General features: G+C 37.7%; 17 protein-coding genes and 1 tRNA gene. 6 read left to right on the top strand and 12 right to left on the bottom strand.

Features of this window, described 5'->3' with window-relative positions; translation table 11 throughout:
• The first annotated feature begins 260 nt into the window (after window positions 1-260).
• Window positions 261-437, top strand: a complete 177-nt coding sequence (locus LPB89_RS18555) for a hypothetical protein (protein ID WP_230703164.1) — start codon at window positions 261-263, stop codon at window positions 435-437.
• A gap of 70 nt (window positions 438-507) precedes the next feature.
• On the opposite strand, the gene LPB89_RS18550 is transcribed toward LPB89_RS18555, so the two are convergent.
• A tRNA-Ala gene (locus LPB89_RS18550) sits at window positions 508-581 on the bottom strand.
• A gap of 106 nt (window positions 582-687) precedes the next feature.
• On the opposite strand from LPB89_RS18550, the gene LPB89_RS18545 reads away from it, so the two are divergent.
• The 3 genes from LPB89_RS18545 (at window position 688) to LPB89_RS18535 (ending at window position 2,932) form a co-directional block, all read left to right on the top strand.
• Window positions 688-1,452, top strand: coding sequence for an enoyl-CoA hydratase/isomerase family protein (locus tag LPB89_RS18545; protein ID WP_230703163.1), 765 nt, complete (start codon window positions 688-690; stop codon window positions 1,450-1,452).
• Window positions 1,453-1,680: 228 nt separating this feature from the next.
• Complete coding sequence (locus LPB89_RS18540; RefSeq protein WP_127340523.1) at window positions 1,681-2,133, top strand: 6-carboxytetrahydropterin synthase; 453 nt, start codon at window positions 1,681-1,683, stop codon at window positions 2,131-2,133.
• Between the two features lie 55 nt (window positions 2,134-2,188).
• Complete coding sequence (locus LPB89_RS18535; protein WP_230703162.1) at window positions 2,189-2,932, top strand: UDP-2,3-diacylglucosamine diphosphatase; 744 nt, start codon at window positions 2,189-2,191, stop codon at window positions 2,930-2,932.
• Here the strand turns inward: LPB89_RS18535 and LPB89_RS18530 are convergent, their stop codons facing one another.
• From LPB89_RS18530 to LPB89_RS18495, 8 genes are all read right to left on the bottom strand, one after another.
• Window positions 2,933-4,144: a multiheme c-type cytochrome gene (locus LPB89_RS18530; protein WP_230703161.1), complete on the bottom strand. Its 1,212-nt coding sequence runs from the start codon at window positions 4,142-4,144 to the stop codon at window positions 2,933-2,935.
• Window positions 4,145-4,228: 84 nt separating this feature from the next.
• Entirely contained in the window at window positions 4,229-4,585 is a 357-nt protein-coding gene (locus LPB89_RS18525) for a hypothetical protein (protein WP_230703160.1), read from the bottom strand.
• 169 nt (window positions 4,586-4,754) lie between these two features.
• A complete protein-coding gene (locus tag LPB89_RS18520; protein ID WP_230703159.1) occupies window positions 4,755-6,035 on the bottom strand; it encodes an MFS transporter in 1,281 nt (426 codons plus the stop codon).
• Window positions 6,025-7,728: a single-stranded-DNA-specific exonuclease RecJ gene (gene recJ / locus LPB89_RS18515; RefSeq protein WP_230703158.1), complete on the bottom strand. Its 1,704-nt coding sequence runs from the start codon at window positions 7,726-7,728 to the stop codon at window positions 6,025-6,027. Before recJ ends, LPB89_RS18520 begins: the two co-directional genes overlap by 11 nt.
• 17 nt (window positions 7,729-7,745) lie before the next feature.
• Entirely contained in the window at window positions 7,746-8,240 is a 495-nt protein-coding gene (locus LPB89_RS18510; RefSeq protein WP_230703157.1) for a hypothetical protein, read from the bottom strand.
• Between the two features lie 27 nt (window positions 8,241-8,267).
• Window positions 8,268-8,612 carry a HopJ type III effector protein gene (locus LPB89_RS18505; protein ID WP_230703156.1) on the bottom strand — a complete coding sequence of 115 codons (345 nt, stop codon included), beginning with the start codon at window positions 8,610-8,612 and terminating at the stop codon, window positions 8,268-8,270.
• A gap of 120 nt (window positions 8,613-8,732) precedes the next feature.
• Window positions 8,733-9,461, bottom strand: a complete 729-nt coding sequence (gene rsmI / locus LPB89_RS18500) for a 16S rRNA (cytidine(1402)-2'-O)-methyltransferase (protein ID WP_230703155.1) — start codon at window positions 9,459-9,461, stop codon at window positions 8,733-8,735.
• A 122-nt stretch (window positions 9,462-9,583) separates the two neighbouring features.
• Complete coding sequence (locus tag LPB89_RS18495; protein WP_230703154.1) at window positions 9,584-10,588, bottom strand: hypothetical protein; 1,005 nt, start codon at window positions 10,586-10,588, stop codon at window positions 9,584-9,586.
• A 244-nt stretch (window positions 10,589-10,832) separates the two neighbouring features.
• Here LPB89_RS18495 and LPB89_RS18490 point away from each other — a divergent pair, with 244 nt between their 5' ends.
• Window positions 10,833-11,423, top strand: a complete 591-nt coding sequence (locus LPB89_RS18490; RefSeq protein WP_042565610.1) for a thymidine kinase — start codon at window positions 10,833-10,835, stop codon at window positions 11,421-11,423.
• Window positions 11,424-11,468: 45 nt separating this feature from the next.
• Window positions 11,469-11,906: a hypothetical protein gene (locus LPB89_RS18485; RefSeq protein ID WP_230703153.1), complete on the top strand. Its 438-nt coding sequence runs from the start codon at window positions 11,469-11,471 to the stop codon at window positions 11,904-11,906.
• Window positions 11,907-12,448: 542 nt separating this feature from the next.
• Here LPB89_RS18485 and rpoN read toward each other — a convergent pair.
• The 3 genes from rpoN to LPB89_RS18470 all read right to left on the bottom strand — a co-directional run bounded on the left by rpoN (window position 12,449) and on the right by LPB89_RS18470 (window position 16,267).
• Entirely contained in the window at window positions 12,449-13,909 is a 1,461-nt protein-coding gene (gene rpoN / locus LPB89_RS18480; RefSeq protein WP_230703152.1) for an RNA polymerase factor sigma-54, read from the bottom strand.
• 96 nt (window positions 13,910-14,005) lie between these two features.
• Complete coding sequence (asnS, locus tag LPB89_RS18475; protein WP_230703151.1) at window positions 14,006-15,451, bottom strand: asparagine--tRNA ligase; 1,446 nt, start codon at window positions 15,449-15,451, stop codon at window positions 14,006-14,008.
• Between the two features lie 279 nt (window positions 15,452-15,730).
• On the bottom strand, window positions 15,731-16,267 hold the full coding sequence (locus tag LPB89_RS18470) for an STM3941 family protein (RefSeq protein ID WP_230703150.1): 537 nt from the start codon (window positions 16,265-16,267) through the stop codon (window positions 15,731-15,733).
• Between the last annotated feature and the right edge of the window lie 16 nt (window positions 16,268-16,283).

Raw genomic sequence — 16,283 nt, 5'->3', positions numbered from 1 at the left:
TTAAATTTATCAATTATAGTGTAATTTTTGATTTCTAAATAGTGTGCATATTACACAATAAACAGTTTTGGAGTAAAAAGCCTGTTAATTTAAATAAGTAATAATTTCAAATTAACTTTAAATTTTCCGGTATATTAAGATAGGATAAAGAGGTGAAATGTTTGATAGTAAAAATCGGAGTCCGGTTGTAGGCATAGTTTTAACCTTATCATAATATGCACCAACAGAGAATACTTTATCTTTAATCTAAAATTAAAGTTATGGAAATCAATTGGACAATAATAGGAATTGTAGCTGCCGTTTTAATTGTTTTAGTCGTATTTATGATTAGGAAAAATCAAAAGGAAAAAAAGAAATTGACAACATTCTTAAATAATGACTTTAAGAAAAACGAAGAAGAGGAGCCGGATGTGGATAACACGGCAAACGAACGATAGCCTGTAAATAAAAGGAAGAAAAAAGAAAACCCTTGTGAAAGCTAGCTTTACAAGGGTTTTTTAAATGATGTGGAGAATACCGGATTCGAACCGGTCACCTCTTGCCTGCCAGGCAAGCACTCTAGCCAAATGAGCTAATCCCCCAATGCGAGAGCAAATAAAGTCAATTATTTTTCAAAAAACAAATTTCAAAACGTGTTCGGACGAAAATAGTTGCAAAATCGTAACTTTACGATCAAAAACTATTTCTATGAGTTCAGAATATCAAAGCGGATCTTTGCAGACTACTATTCAAAATGCCGTTGCAACGGTACAGTTTGGTCACCCGGCCAGTAATTCTTTTCCAAGGCAATTATTGGATCGGCTTACTTCCGAAATTAATCTGTTAAGCAGTAATGACAAGGTTTCCGTCGTTGTCCTGCAAAGTGAAGGAAGTAAGGTTTTCTGTTCAGGCGCTTCTTTTGATGAACTTCTTGCAGTCGAAAATGAGGAAGAGGGCAAAGCGTTTTTCTCCGGTTTTGCTCACTTGATAAACGCGATGCGAAAATGTTCGAAAATTATTATTGGCCGTGTTCAGGGAAAAGCGGTTGGCGGAGGCGTAGGAATTATAGCTGCCTGCGATTATGCCCTGGCAACGCCTGAAAGCGCCGTAAAACTTTCTGAACTGGCAATCGGTATAGGACCTTTTGTAATTGAGCCTGCGGTTTCGCGTAAAATAGGAAAAACTGCGATGGCCGAAATGACATTGGCAGCCCACGAATGGAAACCGGCTGACTGGGCCTTACAAAACGGACTTTTCTCCGCCATCTGTACTGCTAATGAACTTGATTCGGCTGTTGAAGATTTTGCCCAAAAATTAAGTTCGTATAATCCGCAGGCATTATCAGAAATGAAAAAAATCATCTGGGAAGGAACGGAAAACTGGGACTCATTACTTTTGGAACGTGCCGCCATTACAGGTAAATTGGTCTTATCCGATTTTACCAGAAATGCTTTGACGCAGTTTAAGAAGTAAATGTTTTAGTCTCAGTCCCAGTCCCAGTCTCAGTCTCAGTTTCTGAAAGTTGTCAAAGTGATCATCATAAGCCCCGATGTTTTTATGCGTTTAATTTTTTGCCACAGATTTCAGGATTAGGAGGATTAATCATTTAAATCTGGGAAATCTGTGGCAGAGATAACAAAGCTAAAAAAAGAGATGAAAACGGTTATTAATTTGTAAATTTGCAACCTAAAATTCAAATCGATGAGTAATATCAGAATTACAAAACAATTTAGTTTCGAAACCGGTCACGCTTTGTACGGTTACGACGGAAAATGTAAAAACGTTCATGGCCACAGTTATAAATTATCGGTAACAGTTATTGGCTCACCAATCACAGACCGGTCGAATGTGAAATACGGAATGGTTATCGATTTTTCGGATCTAAAGAAAATTGTAAAGGAAGAAATCGTCGATCAGTTTGATCATGCGACTGTTTTTAATGAAACAACACCACATATCGAACTGGCTAATGAATTGAAAAATCGTGGGCATCATGTGATTTTAGTAGATTATCAGCCAACAAGCGAAAATATGGTAGTCGATTTCTCAGAAAGGATCATCGCGCGTCTGCCTGCCGGAATTTCACTTTTTTCCCTTAAACTTCAGGAAACAGAATCTTCATTCGCCGAATGGTTTGCGAGTGATAATGTTTAAATTCCAATAAGAAAATTCCAAATTCCAAATTCCAAACGATCATAATTCACAATTCATGAAAAAAGTATATTTCGCTTCTGATCAGCATTTTGGAGCTCCGACTCCGGAGTTGAGTTTGCCGCGTGAACGAAAATTTGTAGCGTGGCTGGATGAAGTCAAACAGGATGCCGAAGCGATCTTCCTGCTGGGGGATTTGTTTGATTTTTGGTTTGAATATAAAACAGTAGTGCCAAAAGGTTTTGTACGCGTTTTGGGAAAACTGGCTGAAATTCGGGATAGCGGAATTCCAATTTATTTTTTTGTCGGAAATCACGATTTGTGGATGAGTGATTACTTTCAGACGGAATTGAATATTCCGGTTTATCATGACAATAAAGAATTCACCTTTAATGGGAAAACGTTTTTAATTGGCCACGGAGACGGTAAAGGACCCGGGGACAAAGGCTATAAACGAATGAAAAAAGTATTTACAAATCCTTTTTCCAAATGGCTTTTCCGTTGGCTGCATCCTGATGTTGGGGTTCGTCTGGCACAGTATCTTTCGGTAAAAAATAAATTGATTTCAGGTGATGAAGATGTGAAATTCCTGGGTGAAGAAAACGAATGGCTGGTTTTATATGCCAAACGTAAGCTTGAAACCAGACATTATAATTACTTTATTTTCGGCCATCGTCATTTGCCAATGATTATTCCGGTTGGGGAAAATTCCAATTATGTAAATCTGGGTGACTGGATTGGATATTTTACCTATGGTGTTTTTGATGGCGAAACTTTTGAGCTTCAGAAATTCGAAAAATAACTACTTTTTGACTGCAGGATAAATTCCGATTTTATGTGTTCTTAAAGAATAACTGGTAATCGGAGCCTTATTGGATTGCTGAAAATAAATAGCTTTCGAATCCTGTTTCGGCATATGGCATTCCACACAATTATTCGCCAGCATTGTTTTCGAAAGTGTTTTTACAGTTGCTGCTTTGTGTTTGGTTTGCTGATGGCAGCTCATGCAGATTTTAGAATAAGAGCCAAGGTTTTGCGAGGCATCCTGATGCGGATTATGACAGGACATGCAATCCATAGTCGGGCTTTTTTTGAAACATTTACTTTGCGACAGCAGCCCCATTTGATTGCCATGAACATCATAATTTACGGTATCCGGTGTACCCGATCTCTCCATGAAATAATCGGTAAGTTTCTCTCCTGGTCTGAACTTAAATCGTGATTTTAGTTTCATCTTAGCATTTCCCGAATGGCATAAAGCGCAGGCATCTATTTTTTGCTGTCTGTTTAAGTTTTTGAATGCGACAATGTCCTGGGCGATTTTTAAATCCGGAAACTTTAAATGCGTCTGAACGTGTTTTTTGGCAGGTCCGTGGCAACGCTCGCAATCTATTCCGTACAGCATTGTTTTTTTATTCATGAATTCTTCCACTTCCATGGTCATAAAAGTAATACTGTCAGAACTTGTTGTAACATATCGGCTTGCAATATTAGAACTATGGCAGGCAAAACATTCCTTGTCAATTTCTCTCTCAAAATTGGGAATTGTAGCGGAATATCCGGGACTTGTCGCCCAGCTGTTGATTGATTTGTAGTAAGAAACAGGCAGTTCGTAAGTAAAATGATTTTTCCAGTACGCACTCGTCTGGGCATGTTTGGTTCCGAAAAGAATTTCAAAAGGATAAGCCTTAACTTCCTTTCCATTTTTGTATACAACCTGATAAAGACTGTCGTTACGTTCTTCCATGACAAGCTTAGTGTCTTTGTCATAAACGAATGTATTTTTGCCATTGGTAAAATGTCCCAGGATATTTTCTTTGGTTGCGGGAGCGGAAGCTTTAAAATGGGAACTGTGAAAAGCAGATTCATATTGCGTCTGATGACATTGAATGCAGCTTTCCGAACCGGCATAATCGGTTCCGCGCGGATCAATGTATTCGTCAGATTTGTTGGTGCAGTTTGTCAGCAGAACCGCCAAAACAACTAGGGCAAAAAGAAACCTTATTTTTTTCATTGTAGTAAATATACTTTTTTTAGTTTAAATCTAAAATATATTTCTTTAATGAAAAATAACTGTTAAATAATATTAGAATGCTTCTTAGTTTAGGCCGACGCCGTAAACATACTCTTCCAGTTCAATTTTGAATAAAGAACCTTCGACTAAATCTTTAATGGATTTTAATTCTTTCATCGAAACCGCTAAATCAATCGCGGCACAAGGTGTTTTGAGCAAAAATTTATGACAGGAGTTTTTTAATTCACATGCATCACAACACGCATTTTCAATAAGACTGTTTTCAATCAAGTCGCAGAATTGATTCAGTTCTGCCACTGTAAAATAGAAACCGGTTTCTTTAAAAACTAACTGTACTTTCTCTGAGATAACTTCTTTTCCCTTTTTCCAGTAAAAGGCTATTCCAAAATTGTTGTGGTAAATTTGTTCAATTTCTCTCATCGTAAATCTTTTATTTCAACAAATATAAATATTATTTATATTAATTCTAAATAAAAAATTCATAAAAGATTGAAAATTTTCAGTTAAAGAATATTGGAATTTGGACCCGAGCGATAGCGAATAGGCGAAGCAATTTAAAAGTTTGGAATTTCTATGGTACAAGAAATTTTTACTCCATATTCTGATGGTCTTCCATATCTTTTCGAAGGTCTAAGTTTCTGAAAGTAGGAGATTTTATTCCGAATCCAAGAACCGTTAAAAGCGTCATGCTTCCTCCGAAAACAACAGAAGTTACAGTTCCCATCAGTTTGGCTGTTAAACCGCTTTCAAAAGCCCCTAATTCGTTTGAGGAACCAACGAACATGGAGTTTACGGCCGCAACCCTTCCGCGCATATGATCGGGCGTTTTAAGCTGTAAAATAGTCTGGCGGATGACAACAGAAATTCCGTCGGCAACACCGCTCAGGAATAAAGCCACAACAGAAAGCCAGAAAAGAGTCGAAATACCAAATAAGATAATACACAATCCGAAAACAAAAATGGCAACCAGAAGTTTCATTCCGGCTTTCTTATACAATGGGACGTAAGCCGAAATTAGCATGGTAATAAAAGCACCAATGGCCGGAGCAGCTCTTAAAACCCCAAAACCTTCCGGTCCGACTTTTAAAATATCCTGTGCAAAGACAGGTAATAAAGCTACCGCTCCTCCAAAAAGAACTGCCACCATATCAAGGGAAAGTACACCCAAAATGGTTTTATTGTTGAATACAAATTTGATTCCTTCTTTTAAACTTTCCATAACCGGTTCGCCAATCTTAGGATTCAGAATTGGTTTTTTCTCTATTTGAGATAAAGCCATTAAGGAAAAGACAGAAAAGCCAACCACGAGACACATAGACCAGTGAACCCCCATCCAGTTAATTGAAAAACCGGCAACAGCAGGTCCTAAAACCGAACCAATCTGCCAGACCGAACTGCTCCAGGTAGCGGCATTCGGATAAACTTTCTTCGGAACAATTAACGACAACAGCGAAAAAATAGTCGGGCCTAAAAAAGCACGAACCAATCCGCCTAAAAAGACTAGAAAGTAAATAGAATATAAAATAACAGTTGGGGACCATTCGCCTACAATTTTTGGCCACGTCAATAAAAACAATCCAAAACTAATTACCGAAAATCCCAGAATACATTTTACCAGTAATCCTTTTTTCTCTCTCTGATCGACAATGTGTCCGGCAAATAAAGCCATCGAAACGGCAGGGATAACTTCCATTAAACCAATGATTCCTAAAGAAAGCGGGTTTTTGGTTAAGCTGTACACTTCCCATTCAATTACAATAAACTGCATCGACCACGCAAAAACCATGGCAAAACGCAATAACAAAAACACATTAAATTCTCTGTAACGAAGTGCCTGATACGGATCGGCTTTTTTTACTTTATCTGTCATTTGTTCTGATATCTTTTAGCATAAGCTGAGTAGAAACGGTATTGTTCCACTCGTTTTCAGCAATGCAATAGGCGAGCTGAAAAGGTTTTTGATTTTTTGTAATATCTATTTTTTTTCCGAGTCCGAAACCAATGGCTGCAATTCCGTCTGTACTTTCAGGCTGTTTGACGAAAAGCCTCAGGTGTTCTTCATCTGCACCCAGGGTTTTGGCATAACCTGTGTCTGTTACCTCTGATGTCATAAAAACAGGCGTCATGTTTTGCGGGCCAAAAGGTTCGAATTGTTTTAAAATCCGTATCAGTTTTGGTGTGATATCTCTGAAGTTTATTTCGGCATCAATCTCGATTTCCGGGGTTCGCATTTCCGGTAGGATAGTTTCTGAAACCTGTTGTTCAAAAGCTTCTTTAAAAGGTTTGTAGTTTTCTGCTTTTAAGGTCATTCCCGCGGCATACATGTGACCTCCAAATTGCTCCAGATGATGGGCGCAGGCATCAAGTGCATTGTACACATCAAAACCTTTTACAGATCTTGCAGAAGCGGCATATTTGTCACCGCTTTTAGTAAAAACCAATGTCGGACGATAATACGTTTCAATTAATCTTGAAGCTACGATTCCGATCACACCTTTGTGCCAGTCTTCCTGAAAAACAACGGTAGAAAATCTTTCTTCTTCGTTGTTTGTTATAATCTGCTGAAAAGCCTCCTTGGTAATTTTTTTATCTAAATCTTTACGGTCAGCATTATATTGCTCAATTTCCGAGGCAAATTGCTGTGCCTGCTCAAAATCAAATTCGGTGAGTAATTCAACCGCGTGATTGCCGTGTTTGATTCTTCCGGCTGCATTTATTCGCGGCGAAATAATAAAAACAACATCGCTGATATCTAAGACTTTCTTTTTTATCTGATGTACCAAAGCTTTAATTCCCGGTCTCGGATCACTGTTGATCACCTGTAATCCAAAATAAGCTAATACTCTGTTTTCGCCTGTAATCGGAACGATATCTGCCGCAATTGCCGTGGCCACCAAATCAAGATACGGAACTAAATCTACTGTGCTTTCACCTCTGTTTTTTCCTAAAGCCTGAATCAGTTTAAAGCCAACCCCACAACCGCATAACTCGTCATACGGATAAGAGCAGTCTTCTCTCTTAGGGTCCAGGATCGCAACAGCATCAGGAAGAAATTCTCCCGGCCTGTGGTGATCGCAAATGATAAAATCGATGTTTTTTTCTTTGGCGTAAGCGATATGATCGATGGATTTGATACCACAGTCAAGCGCGATAATTAAGGAAAATCCGTTATCGTCTGCGAAGTCAATTCCTTTAAAAGAAATTCCGTAACCTTCGTCATAACGATCCGGAATGTAAGTTGCAATATTCGGATAATGTGATTTTAAATAAGAAGAAACCAAAGATACAGCTGTTGTTCCGTCGACATCGTAATCGCCGAAAACCAATATGTTTTCCTGGTTTTCGATGGCCGATTCTATTCGGGCAACGGCTTTGTCCATGTCTTTCATTAGGAACGGATCATGCAGGTGTTCTAATGAAGGGCGGAAGAAATCGCGGGCAGCTTCAAATGTTTCAATGCCACGCTGAATCAAAAGTGTTGCTACAAAATCCTCTACATTCAGGGCCTGAGCCAAATGTTTAATTTTATCTTCAGAAGGTTTTGGTTTTAATGTCCAACGCATTTTTTTATTGTAGATTTTTAGAGTGATGATTTTAGATTATCAAAACTGCTGTTTATTAAAATTAGTAAATCTTCGGGGCTTTTATTTTGACTTTTGAAAGTATAAAATTCATTATTCATCGATTTGCCCAGTGCTTTTCCATTGTTGATTTTTATTACGTATGGAAAACCTTTTCGATCAGAAATGGCAGCCAGCATATGAGAAATGTATTCCTGAATGTATTCGGTTTTTAAATTTTTACCTTCCAGAAAAACACATTCAACGTCACCTGAAAGATTTGGTATTATATTTTTTTCAATATAGTGATGACTGTTTTTTCGATTCGTATAGCAAAAGAATTTTTTTCCTTCAATGGATAATAAATAATTACTATATCTTTTTTTGAATCGCTTTCTTTGAAAAAAATCAAAGACTAAATAAATAAAAATTATAGGAAGAAATAATAGAGATAAAGGAATTGCAACTATAATTAGAAATAGTATCACCGGGATTTCTTCTAATCTTTCTTTCATTAGTAACTTTTAAAAGGTATTAGCATTTTATTTTAACTCCAAAGCATTCCCATCAAATTGAATTCCGTCCCAGCCTGTGTTGATGAAATTCCGAATGTTTTGATGGTTGGTTCCATCTGGATCTCCTAAAACTTCATCAAAGTAATAAGCTCCGAAACAGGCTAAGGTTTCGTCTTTGGTTAAGTTTTGCAATTGAGCAAAAGCAAATACTTTACACGAGCCTGAATTCTCTCCGGCAGCATTGTGCTGTGTTCCGTTTTGAAAAGCGGTTGGAGTAAAGTTGTAATTTTCTTCTACAGTTGCAATGGTTTCACTAAAAGCAATTGCAGTCGGAGTTTGTTTTAATTTTTCTAAAAAGGCTTGTATGCTCATAATTGTTAGGCTTTTTTTGCCACGAATTGCACCAATTATCGCGAATTTAATTAGTGGGAATTTGTGTAATTCGTGGCAAACTATTTTTTATTGATTTGTAAAATTTGTGGCATCAATAATTTAATCTTCTTCTTCTTTTTCATCCTTAGAAAACTTACTTTTCTTAGGTTCTTTTGTTATGGTTTTTCCGGCAACCACTACGACAATTTCACCGCGTGGGGCTGTTTTTTCAAAGTGGGCTAAAACTTCTTTGGCGGTTCCGCGTACATTTTCTTCGTGTAACTTTGATAATTCCCTGCAAACACAAATCTGTCTGTCCTCGCCGAAATACGTCACAAATTCGACCAAAGTTTTTAGCAACTTATGTGGGGAAACATACAGGATCATCGTTCTGGTTTCTTCGGCAAGTGCTAAAAATCGGGTTTGACGCCCTTTTTTCTCCGGAAGAAAACCTTCAAAAATAAACCGGTCATTGGGCAGTCCGCTGTTGACCAAAGCAGGAACAAATGCGGTTGCACCGGGTAAACATTCCACTTCTATTTTATTCTCAACACAGGCACGGGTCAGTAAAAAGCCCGGATCTGAAATGGCGGGAGTTCCGGCATCAGAAATTAGTGCGATGGTTTCGCCGGCTTTTAAACGGGCAATCAGATTTTCGGTCGTTTTGTGCTCATTGTGCATGTGATGGCTGTACATGTGTGTGCCAATTTCAAAATGCTTTAAGAGCTTGCCACTCGTTCGGGTATCTTCGGCTAAAATCAAATCCACTTCTTTCAGGATGCGGATGGCACGAAAAGTCATGTCTTCAAGATTGCCTATTGGTGTTGGAACGATATATAATTTTGACATAGTTTTTTATATTATAAAACGAATTTCACAAATTCACAGATTGCAGCTGTTTTGGAAAAGTTCAAACGAATAAATTCGTGACCGGGCGACAGCGAACAAATGAAGTGATCTGTGTTTTACTTTTATGAGAATTTCTTTTCTACGATTTCCAGAAAACGTTGTGCATAATCGTCTTTTCCTTCCCAATTGTTGTAATCCGGTTTTACCATATTGTCTATAAAATCAATAGCTTCATGGTAAGAATCAAAAGTCAGTAACTGATTTAAAACGCGGCTGTAATCTTCGGTACTGTTTCCGAAAAGGTTTTTGGTAAAGGCGATCCTGTCATTCAAATCGATATGAAAACCTTTTCCCAGTTTTTCGTTTAAGGGAACTGCTTTCGGTTTTGAAGCTTCCAGAATGGCCGTTTTTACTTCGGCTTCCTTAAATTCGTTTGTTGCCGTAGGCGGAGTAGAGGTAACATTTTCAAAACTGTCTACTTTTACAAATTGGGCATCAGCGTAATTAACACCCAGTATATCTTCAAACGAAATGTGAACCGCATCTGATTTGGCAGGAGCTTCAGCTTTCGGTTCTTCTTCTATTTTTTCTTCTGTTTCCAATTCAAACGAGGGTTTGAAATCTGGAATTGGTTTTAAATCGTTTACCGTTCTAAAAGAAAGCTCTTCAGTTGTTTCAGGTTTTTTTTCATCTTCGGTAACCGGTTCTTCGATTGCTGCGGCAGGTTCTTCAACAGATTCTTCCACAGTTTCGACAACTGGTTCCGGAAGTATTTCTTCGGCGGTTTCTGCAACTATTTCTTCTTTTGTTTCTTCAATAACCTCAGGTTCCGGTGTTGTTTCAGTTGCCGTTTCTGCAACCGGAGCAGGGATTTCTTCTTCCGCTGTAATTGTAGCCGGAATAGTTGTTTCTTCTTTTTCGAAAACAGTTTCTATCGTGGATTCGATTTCACTGCGGCCAATTGTTGGTTTTAAAGTGTCAAAATTTTCATCCACAAATTTCAAAACGGCCAGTTTCTCATATAATTTCTGTGTTTCAAGATACAATTGATTGATATCGGATTTATTTTTTAATTTTAAAATTCGATGTGCAATGCTGATTAAATCGGCTTCCAATTTTTTTTTCATAACTGTTGAAATTATAGTGAATACGGTACTTTAGGATATTTTGTAATTTTTTTGAATGTCTTTAATTTCTAAAGGAAATTTGCCTGTTATTATTTTTATTTCTGTTAATAACGGTTGGCGAATCTTCGATTTCGATAAAATTTTTCTACTTTTGAAAAAATGTAAAACATCAAATTTTTACGTTAATTTATTACCAGTACAAAGTAATAAAAACTATTCATTTTTAAAGGTAGAAAAATACAAAATGTTTCTCGAAAATACAGTAAATCACAAAGAACAGTTTGGTTGGATTGAAGTTATTTGTGGATCAATGTTTTCGGGTAAAACCGAGGAGTTAATCCGCAGATTAAAACGCGCTCAATTTGCCAAACAAAAAGTCGAAATTTTTAAACCCGCTATTGATACCCGCTATCATGACGAAATGGTGGTATCTCACGATGCCAACGAAATTCGCTCCACTCCGGTGCCTGCCGCTGCCAATATTGCTATTTTGGCACAAGGCTGCGATGTAATTGGGATTGATGAAGCACAGTTTTTTGATGATGAAATTGTTACCGTTTGTAACGATTTGGCCAATCAGGGAATTCGGGTAATTGTCGCGGGACTGGATATGGATTTTAAAGGAAACCCCTTTGGCCCGATGCCGGCACTTATGGCAACTGCCGAATATGTGACCAAAGTTCATGCGGTTTGCACCAGAACCGGAAACTTAGCCAATTACAGTTTCAGAAAAACCGATAACGATAAATTGGTTATGCTGGGAGAAACAGAAGAATATGAGCCGCTTAGCCGTGCAGCGTATTACAATGCCATGAAAAAAAATCAGGAAAAATAGATTTGTCTCCTGATTTTATAAATAATATTTAAGCTAAAATAAAAAATGCAGGAAAAAGAAAATAAAAGAAAACAGAATATACGGTTATTAGTTGCAATCGGAATTGCAGTGATTTTAGTGGTTGTGGCTCAGTTTTATTTCTATCAGAGTACTGATGCTTTAAATAGTGAAATAACGGAACTGGTAACGAAGTACAATAAAAATTGTCCTTTACTAATTCAGAAAGGTATTCGCCTGGACAGTGTAAGTTTACCGGAAAAGAAAGCGGCCCAGTATAATTTAACCTTACTGCACGTAGAAAAGAAAACGGCAGATATAAGTGTGATACAAAAAGAAATTGAAAAGAGTCTGGTGAGTACCGCAAAAGCAAATCCCGGTCTTCAGGCTTTTAGGGACAACGATTTCGCCTTGTTTTACAGTTACAGTGATAAAAATAAAGTCTTTCTGTTTAAAATTACAATAGCACCGGATCAGTATAAGTAATCAAATATTTATCAGTTAAAATAGTAAACCCGACAGGTTCCCAAAACCTGTCGGGTTTGTTATTTTTGAAAACTACTATCACCCTGAGCGAAGTCGAAGGTTCGGTTACCAGAAAAAGGCTTCGACTCCGCTCAGCCGGACAGCAATAATGTTTTTTTTAGACTTTGAATAGTAAAACAAAACCCGACAGGTTTTAAAACCTGTCGGGTTTGTTATTTTTGAAAACTACTGTCGCCCTGAGCGAAGTCGAAGGTTCGGTTACCAGAAAAAGGCTTCGACTTCGCTCAGCCGGACAGCAATAGTGATTTTTTTAGACTTTGAATAGTAAAACAAAACCCGACAGGTTCCCAAAACCTGTCGGGTTTGTTGTTTTTGAAAACTACTGTCACCTGAGCGAAGTCGAAGGTTCGGTTACCAGAAAAAGGCTTCGGCTCCGCTCAGCCGAACAGCATTGGTAGTTTTTTTAGACTTTGAATAATAAAACAAAACCCGACAGGTTTTAAAACCTGTCGGGTTTGCTGTAAAAGTTAAAAGAGAGAGATCTAAATCTTTTTCCTCATCCTTGCTACCGGAATGTCAAGCTGTTCGCGGTATTTGGCGATTGTTCTTCTGGCAATCGGATACCCTTTTTCTTTTAGGATATCAGCCAGCTGATCGTCCGGAAGTGGTTTCTTTTTATCTTCTTCTTCAATTGTATTCTGAAGTATTTTTTTGATCTCTAAAGTCGAAACATCTTCGCCCTGATCATTCTTCATGGCTTCGGAGAAGAATTCCTTGATTAGTTTTGTTCCGTAGGGTGTTTCTACAAACTTGCTGTTGGCCACACGGGAAATCGTCGAAATATCCAGTCCAACCATATCGGCAATATCTTTTAGTATCATTGGTTTTAGCTTCGTTTCGTCGCCGTCCAGGAAATATTCTTCCTGATAATGCATAATCGCATTCATGGTGACAAAAAGCGTTTCCTGACGCTGTCTTATCGCGTCGATAAACCATTTGGCAGAATCCAGTTTTTGTTTGATAAACTGAACGGCATCTTTTTGGGCAGTCGATTTATCGCGGGAATCTTTATATGTCTGCATCATTTCCTGATAATCCTTAGAAACGTGCAGGGAAGGGGCATTTCTTCCGTTTAAGGTCAGTTCCAGCTCACCATCTGTAATCCGGATCGCAAAATCCGGAACAACATTCTCTGTAACTTTATTGTTTCCGGTGTAAGATCCTCCCGGTTTCGGATTTAGCCTTTCGATTTCGTGAATTGCTTTTTTAAGCTGTTCGTTGGAAACACTGTATTTCTGTAATAATTTATCGTAATGTTTTTTGGTGAAAGCATCAAACTGATTTTCGATAATGTCAATCGCCAAATCCACATATTCGCTTGGTGTTTTGTGCTTTAGCTGCAGCAATAAACATTCCTGTAAATCACGTGCCCCGACTCCCGAAGGCTCCAGCTCGTGAATCACATGCAGCATTTTTTCAACCATTGCTTCATCGGTGTAGATGCCCTGCGTAAAAGCCATATCATCTACAATATCGGCCACACTTCTGCGGATATATCCCATATCATCGATACTTCCTACTAAGAATTCAGCGATTTCGCGCTCTTCATCATTCAGAATAAAAGTATTCAGCTGATTGATTAAATCCTGATGAAAACTGATCGGAGAAGCAAATGGCGTTTCGCGTTCTTCTTCGTCCCCGTAATTGTTAACCTGCGTTTTATAATCAGGAGTATCGTCGTCGCTTAGGTATTCATCTATATTAATGTCGTCTGCTTCAATTCTGTCCGATTCTGCATCGTCATAATCATCGTATTCTTCATTTGCAAATTCATCGGCTTCGTATTCGTCTTCTTTTCCTGCTTCTAAGGCCGGATTTTCGTTCATTTCTTCTAATAAACGTTGTTCAAAAGCTTGCGTAGGCAATTGAATTAACTTCATCAGCTGAATTTGCTGTGGAGATAATTTTTGGGATAATTTTAAATTTAAAAATTGCTTTAGCATTGATATTTGTTAAAAGTTTCAAGTTTCAGGTTTCAGATTTGCTGAACGTCCAACAACCTGAAACTTGAAACCTGAAACAAATTTTATAACTTTTTTTTAAAACTCTGCATTCCCCGGAGTTCTCGGGAAAGGAATTACGTCTCTGATGTTTGTCATTCCTGTTACAAACAATACCAGACGCTCAAATCCAAGTCCGAAACCTGCGTGGGTTGCCGATCCGAATCTTCTGGTGTCTAAATACCAGGATAATTCTTCTTCGTCAATTTCCAGGGCTTTCATTTTTTCAATTAAAACATCGTAACGCTCTTCTCTTTCAGAACCACCTACGATTTCTCCAATTCCCGGGAAAAGGATATCCATCGCACGAACTGTTTCTCTTCCGGGTTCAGTGTTGTCGTTCAAACGCATATAAAACGCTTTGATGTTGGCCGGGTAATCGTATAAAATTACAGGACATTTAAAGTGCTTCTCAACCAGGAAACGTTCGTGTTCTGATTGTAAATCAGCGCCCCATTCGTTAATAATATAGTTGAATTTTTTCTTTTTGTTTGGAGTGGACTCTCTCAAAATGTCAATAGCTTCCGTATAAGAAACGCGTTTGAAGTTGTTCTCCAGAACAAAGTTCAGTTTTTCCAGCAATGGCATTTCGCTTCTGTCAGCCTGTGGTTTTGATTTTTCTTCTTCTAAAAGTCTTCCCTCCAGAAATTTCAAATCATCACCGCAATTGTCCAAAGCATATTTGATTACGTACTGAATAAAATCTTCAGCCAGATCCATATTGTCATCCAGATCATTGAACGCCACTTCCGGCTCGATCATCCAGAACTCTGCCAAGTGGCGGGAAGTGTTTGAATTCTCTGCTCTGAAAGTTGGTCCAAATGTATAAATCTGTCCCAAAGCCATAGCGAAAGTTTCCCCTTCCAACTGTCCTGAAACGGTCAGGTTTGTTTCTTTTCCGAAGAAATCTTCTTTATAATTTACTTTTCCGTCTTCTGTTCTTGGCGTGTTGTCAAATGGTAAAGCGGTCACTTTAAACATTTCTCCTGCACCTTCCGCATCAGAACCGGTAATGATTGGCGTATTTACATATACGAAACCTTCTTCCTGGAAATACTTGTGCACCGCAAATGACAATACCGAACGCACACGCATAATCGCACCAAAAGCATTCGTACGCACACGTAAATGTGCATTCTCACGTAAAAACTCAAGGGAATGTTTTTTAGGCTGCATTGGGAATTTCTCCGCATCCGAATCTCCTAAAATTTCCAGTTTTTGAACCTGAATTTCATATTTCTGACCAGCGCCTTTGCTTTCTACCAAAGTTCCAATGACAGAAACGGCAGCTCCGGTTGTGATTCTCTTTAAAGTTTCTTCCGCTGTATTTTCAAAATCAACAACACATTGTATATTATTAATGGTAGAACCGTCGTTTAGCGCGATGAACTGATTATTTCTAAAAGTTCTCACCCATCCTTTTGCATTAACTTCCTGAAGCGTAGTAGTACTGTTTAATAAGTCTTTAACTTTTGTGTGTTTCATTTTATATATAAGGTTGAAATTAAATTATTTGTTGTGTAATACTGCAAATATAAACGATAAAAATTAAAATTAGAAGCTATTTCCCGCTATACGCTTGTATCTTTTTCTGTCTAAAGGAGCCAGAAAAAGGATACCGCTGCTATCGGGGCTAGGGCTCTGGTTTTCATAGAGCTCTGTTGTGTCATTTCGACGAAGGAGAAATCACATTCCGAGAGCAACGATCGTGGATGCACCAGTGTGATTTCTCCTTCGTCGAAATGACAAACTATATGTGAATTCTTAAGTCAAATTTTTATATCGATCGGCACTTTCATTTAACAATTTCACAAGCTGCTCATGATTTATTTGCATCGAAATTGCAGAAAGCAAGAATGGCGAACCATAATTATTAAAATTAAATTGGATTATTTTTTTTCTAATTTGATTTTTTTCATTTTCAATCCAATAATCAGGATTATTTACATTAATAAGTACCATTTTTTGGTTTTGTATTTTTAGTTCCGAAAATCCTTCAATATTGTTCCATTTTATCAAATTTGATGGATTCTTATTAGGGCTAACATTAATTCCACTTTTATCAATAATTAGAAAAAGTTTGTTTTTTACTAATTGTTTGATTGAAAGATAAAAACCTACACCAAAAAATAAAACAGAAATAATTCCAATACCTTTTACTAAAATTGGACTTCTTGTTCGAAAACCAGTCAAATTTTCAGCATTCATGAACATCCATATTCCTCCGACAACAAATAGAAAAGAACCAATTAATAATAAGAACGATTTTTTCTTACTCGAGTAGATTTCGATTTCTCCCATTACTTTTAAATTCGTG

The sequence above is a fragment of the Flavobacterium sp. ENC genome, assembly GCF_020991415.1.
Taxonomy (GTDB): Bacteria; Bacteroidota; Bacteroidia; order Flavobacteriales; family Flavobacteriaceae; genus Flavobacterium.
Note: the sequence above shows the minus strand (reverse complement) of the source record. Positions and strands in the feature narration are given on the sequence as shown.

Excerpts from the sequence above, each read along its gene's own strand:
- recJ (WP_230703158.1), bottom strand. The coding sequence starts at position 7,728 with ATGCGTTGGACATTAAAACCAAAACCTTCTGAAGATAAAATTAAACAT.
- LPB89_RS18540 (WP_127340523.1), top strand. The coding sequence starts at position 1,681 with ATGAGTAATATCAGAATTACAAAACAATTTAGTTTCGAAACCGGTCAC.
- LPB89_RS18520 (WP_230703159.1), bottom strand. The coding sequence starts at position 6,035 with ATGACAGATAAAGTAAAAAAAGCCGATCCGTATCAGGCACTTCGTTAC.
- LPB89_RS18535 (WP_230703162.1), top strand. The coding sequence starts at position 2,189 with ATGAAAAAAGTATATTTCGCTTCTGATCAGCATTTTGGAGCTCCGACT.
- LPB89_RS18470 (WP_230703150.1), bottom strand. The coding sequence starts at position 16,267 with ATGGGAGAAATCGAAATCTACTCGAGTAAGAAAAAATCGTTCTTATTA.
- LPB89_RS18510 (WP_230703157.1), bottom strand. The coding sequence starts at position 8,240 with ATGAAAGAAAGATTAGAAGAAATCCCGGTGATACTATTTCTAATTATA.
- LPB89_RS18490 (WP_042565610.1), top strand. The coding sequence starts at position 10,833 with ATGTTTCTCGAAAATACAGTAAATCACAAAGAACAGTTTGGTTGGATT.
- rpoN (WP_230703152.1), bottom strand. The coding sequence starts at position 13,909 with ATGCTAAAGCAATTTTTAAATTTAAAATTATCCCAAAAATTATCTCCA.
- LPB89_RS18505 (WP_230703156.1), bottom strand. The coding sequence starts at position 8,612 with ATGAGCATACAAGCCTTTTTAGAAAAATTAAAACAAACTCCGACTGCA.
- LPB89_RS18555 (WP_230703164.1), top strand. The coding sequence starts at position 261 with ATGGAAATCAATTGGACAATAATAGGAATTGTAGCTGCCGTTTTAATT.
- LPB89_RS18545 (WP_230703163.1), top strand. The coding sequence starts at position 688 with ATGAGTTCAGAATATCAAAGCGGATCTTTGCAGACTACTATTCAAAAT.
- LPB89_RS18530 (WP_230703161.1), bottom strand. The coding sequence starts at position 4,144 with ATGAAAAAAATAAGGTTTCTTTTTGCCCTAGTTGTTTTGGCGGTTCTG.
- LPB89_RS18485 (WP_230703153.1), top strand. The coding sequence starts at position 11,469 with ATGCAGGAAAAAGAAAATAAAAGAAAACAGAATATACGGTTATTAGTT.
- asnS (WP_230703151.1), bottom strand. The coding sequence starts at position 15,451 with ATGAAACACACAAAAGTTAAAGACTTATTAAACAGTACTACTACGCTT.
- rsmI (WP_230703155.1), bottom strand. The coding sequence starts at position 9,461 with ATGTCAAAATTATATATCGTTCCAACACCAATAGGCAATCTTGAAGAC.
- LPB89_RS18495 (WP_230703154.1), bottom strand. The coding sequence starts at position 10,588 with ATGAAAAAAAAATTGGAAGCCGATTTAATCAGCATTGCACATCGAATT.
- LPB89_RS18525 (WP_230703160.1), bottom strand. The coding sequence starts at position 4,585 with ATGAGAGAAATTGAACAAATTTACCACAACAATTTTGGAATAGCCTTT.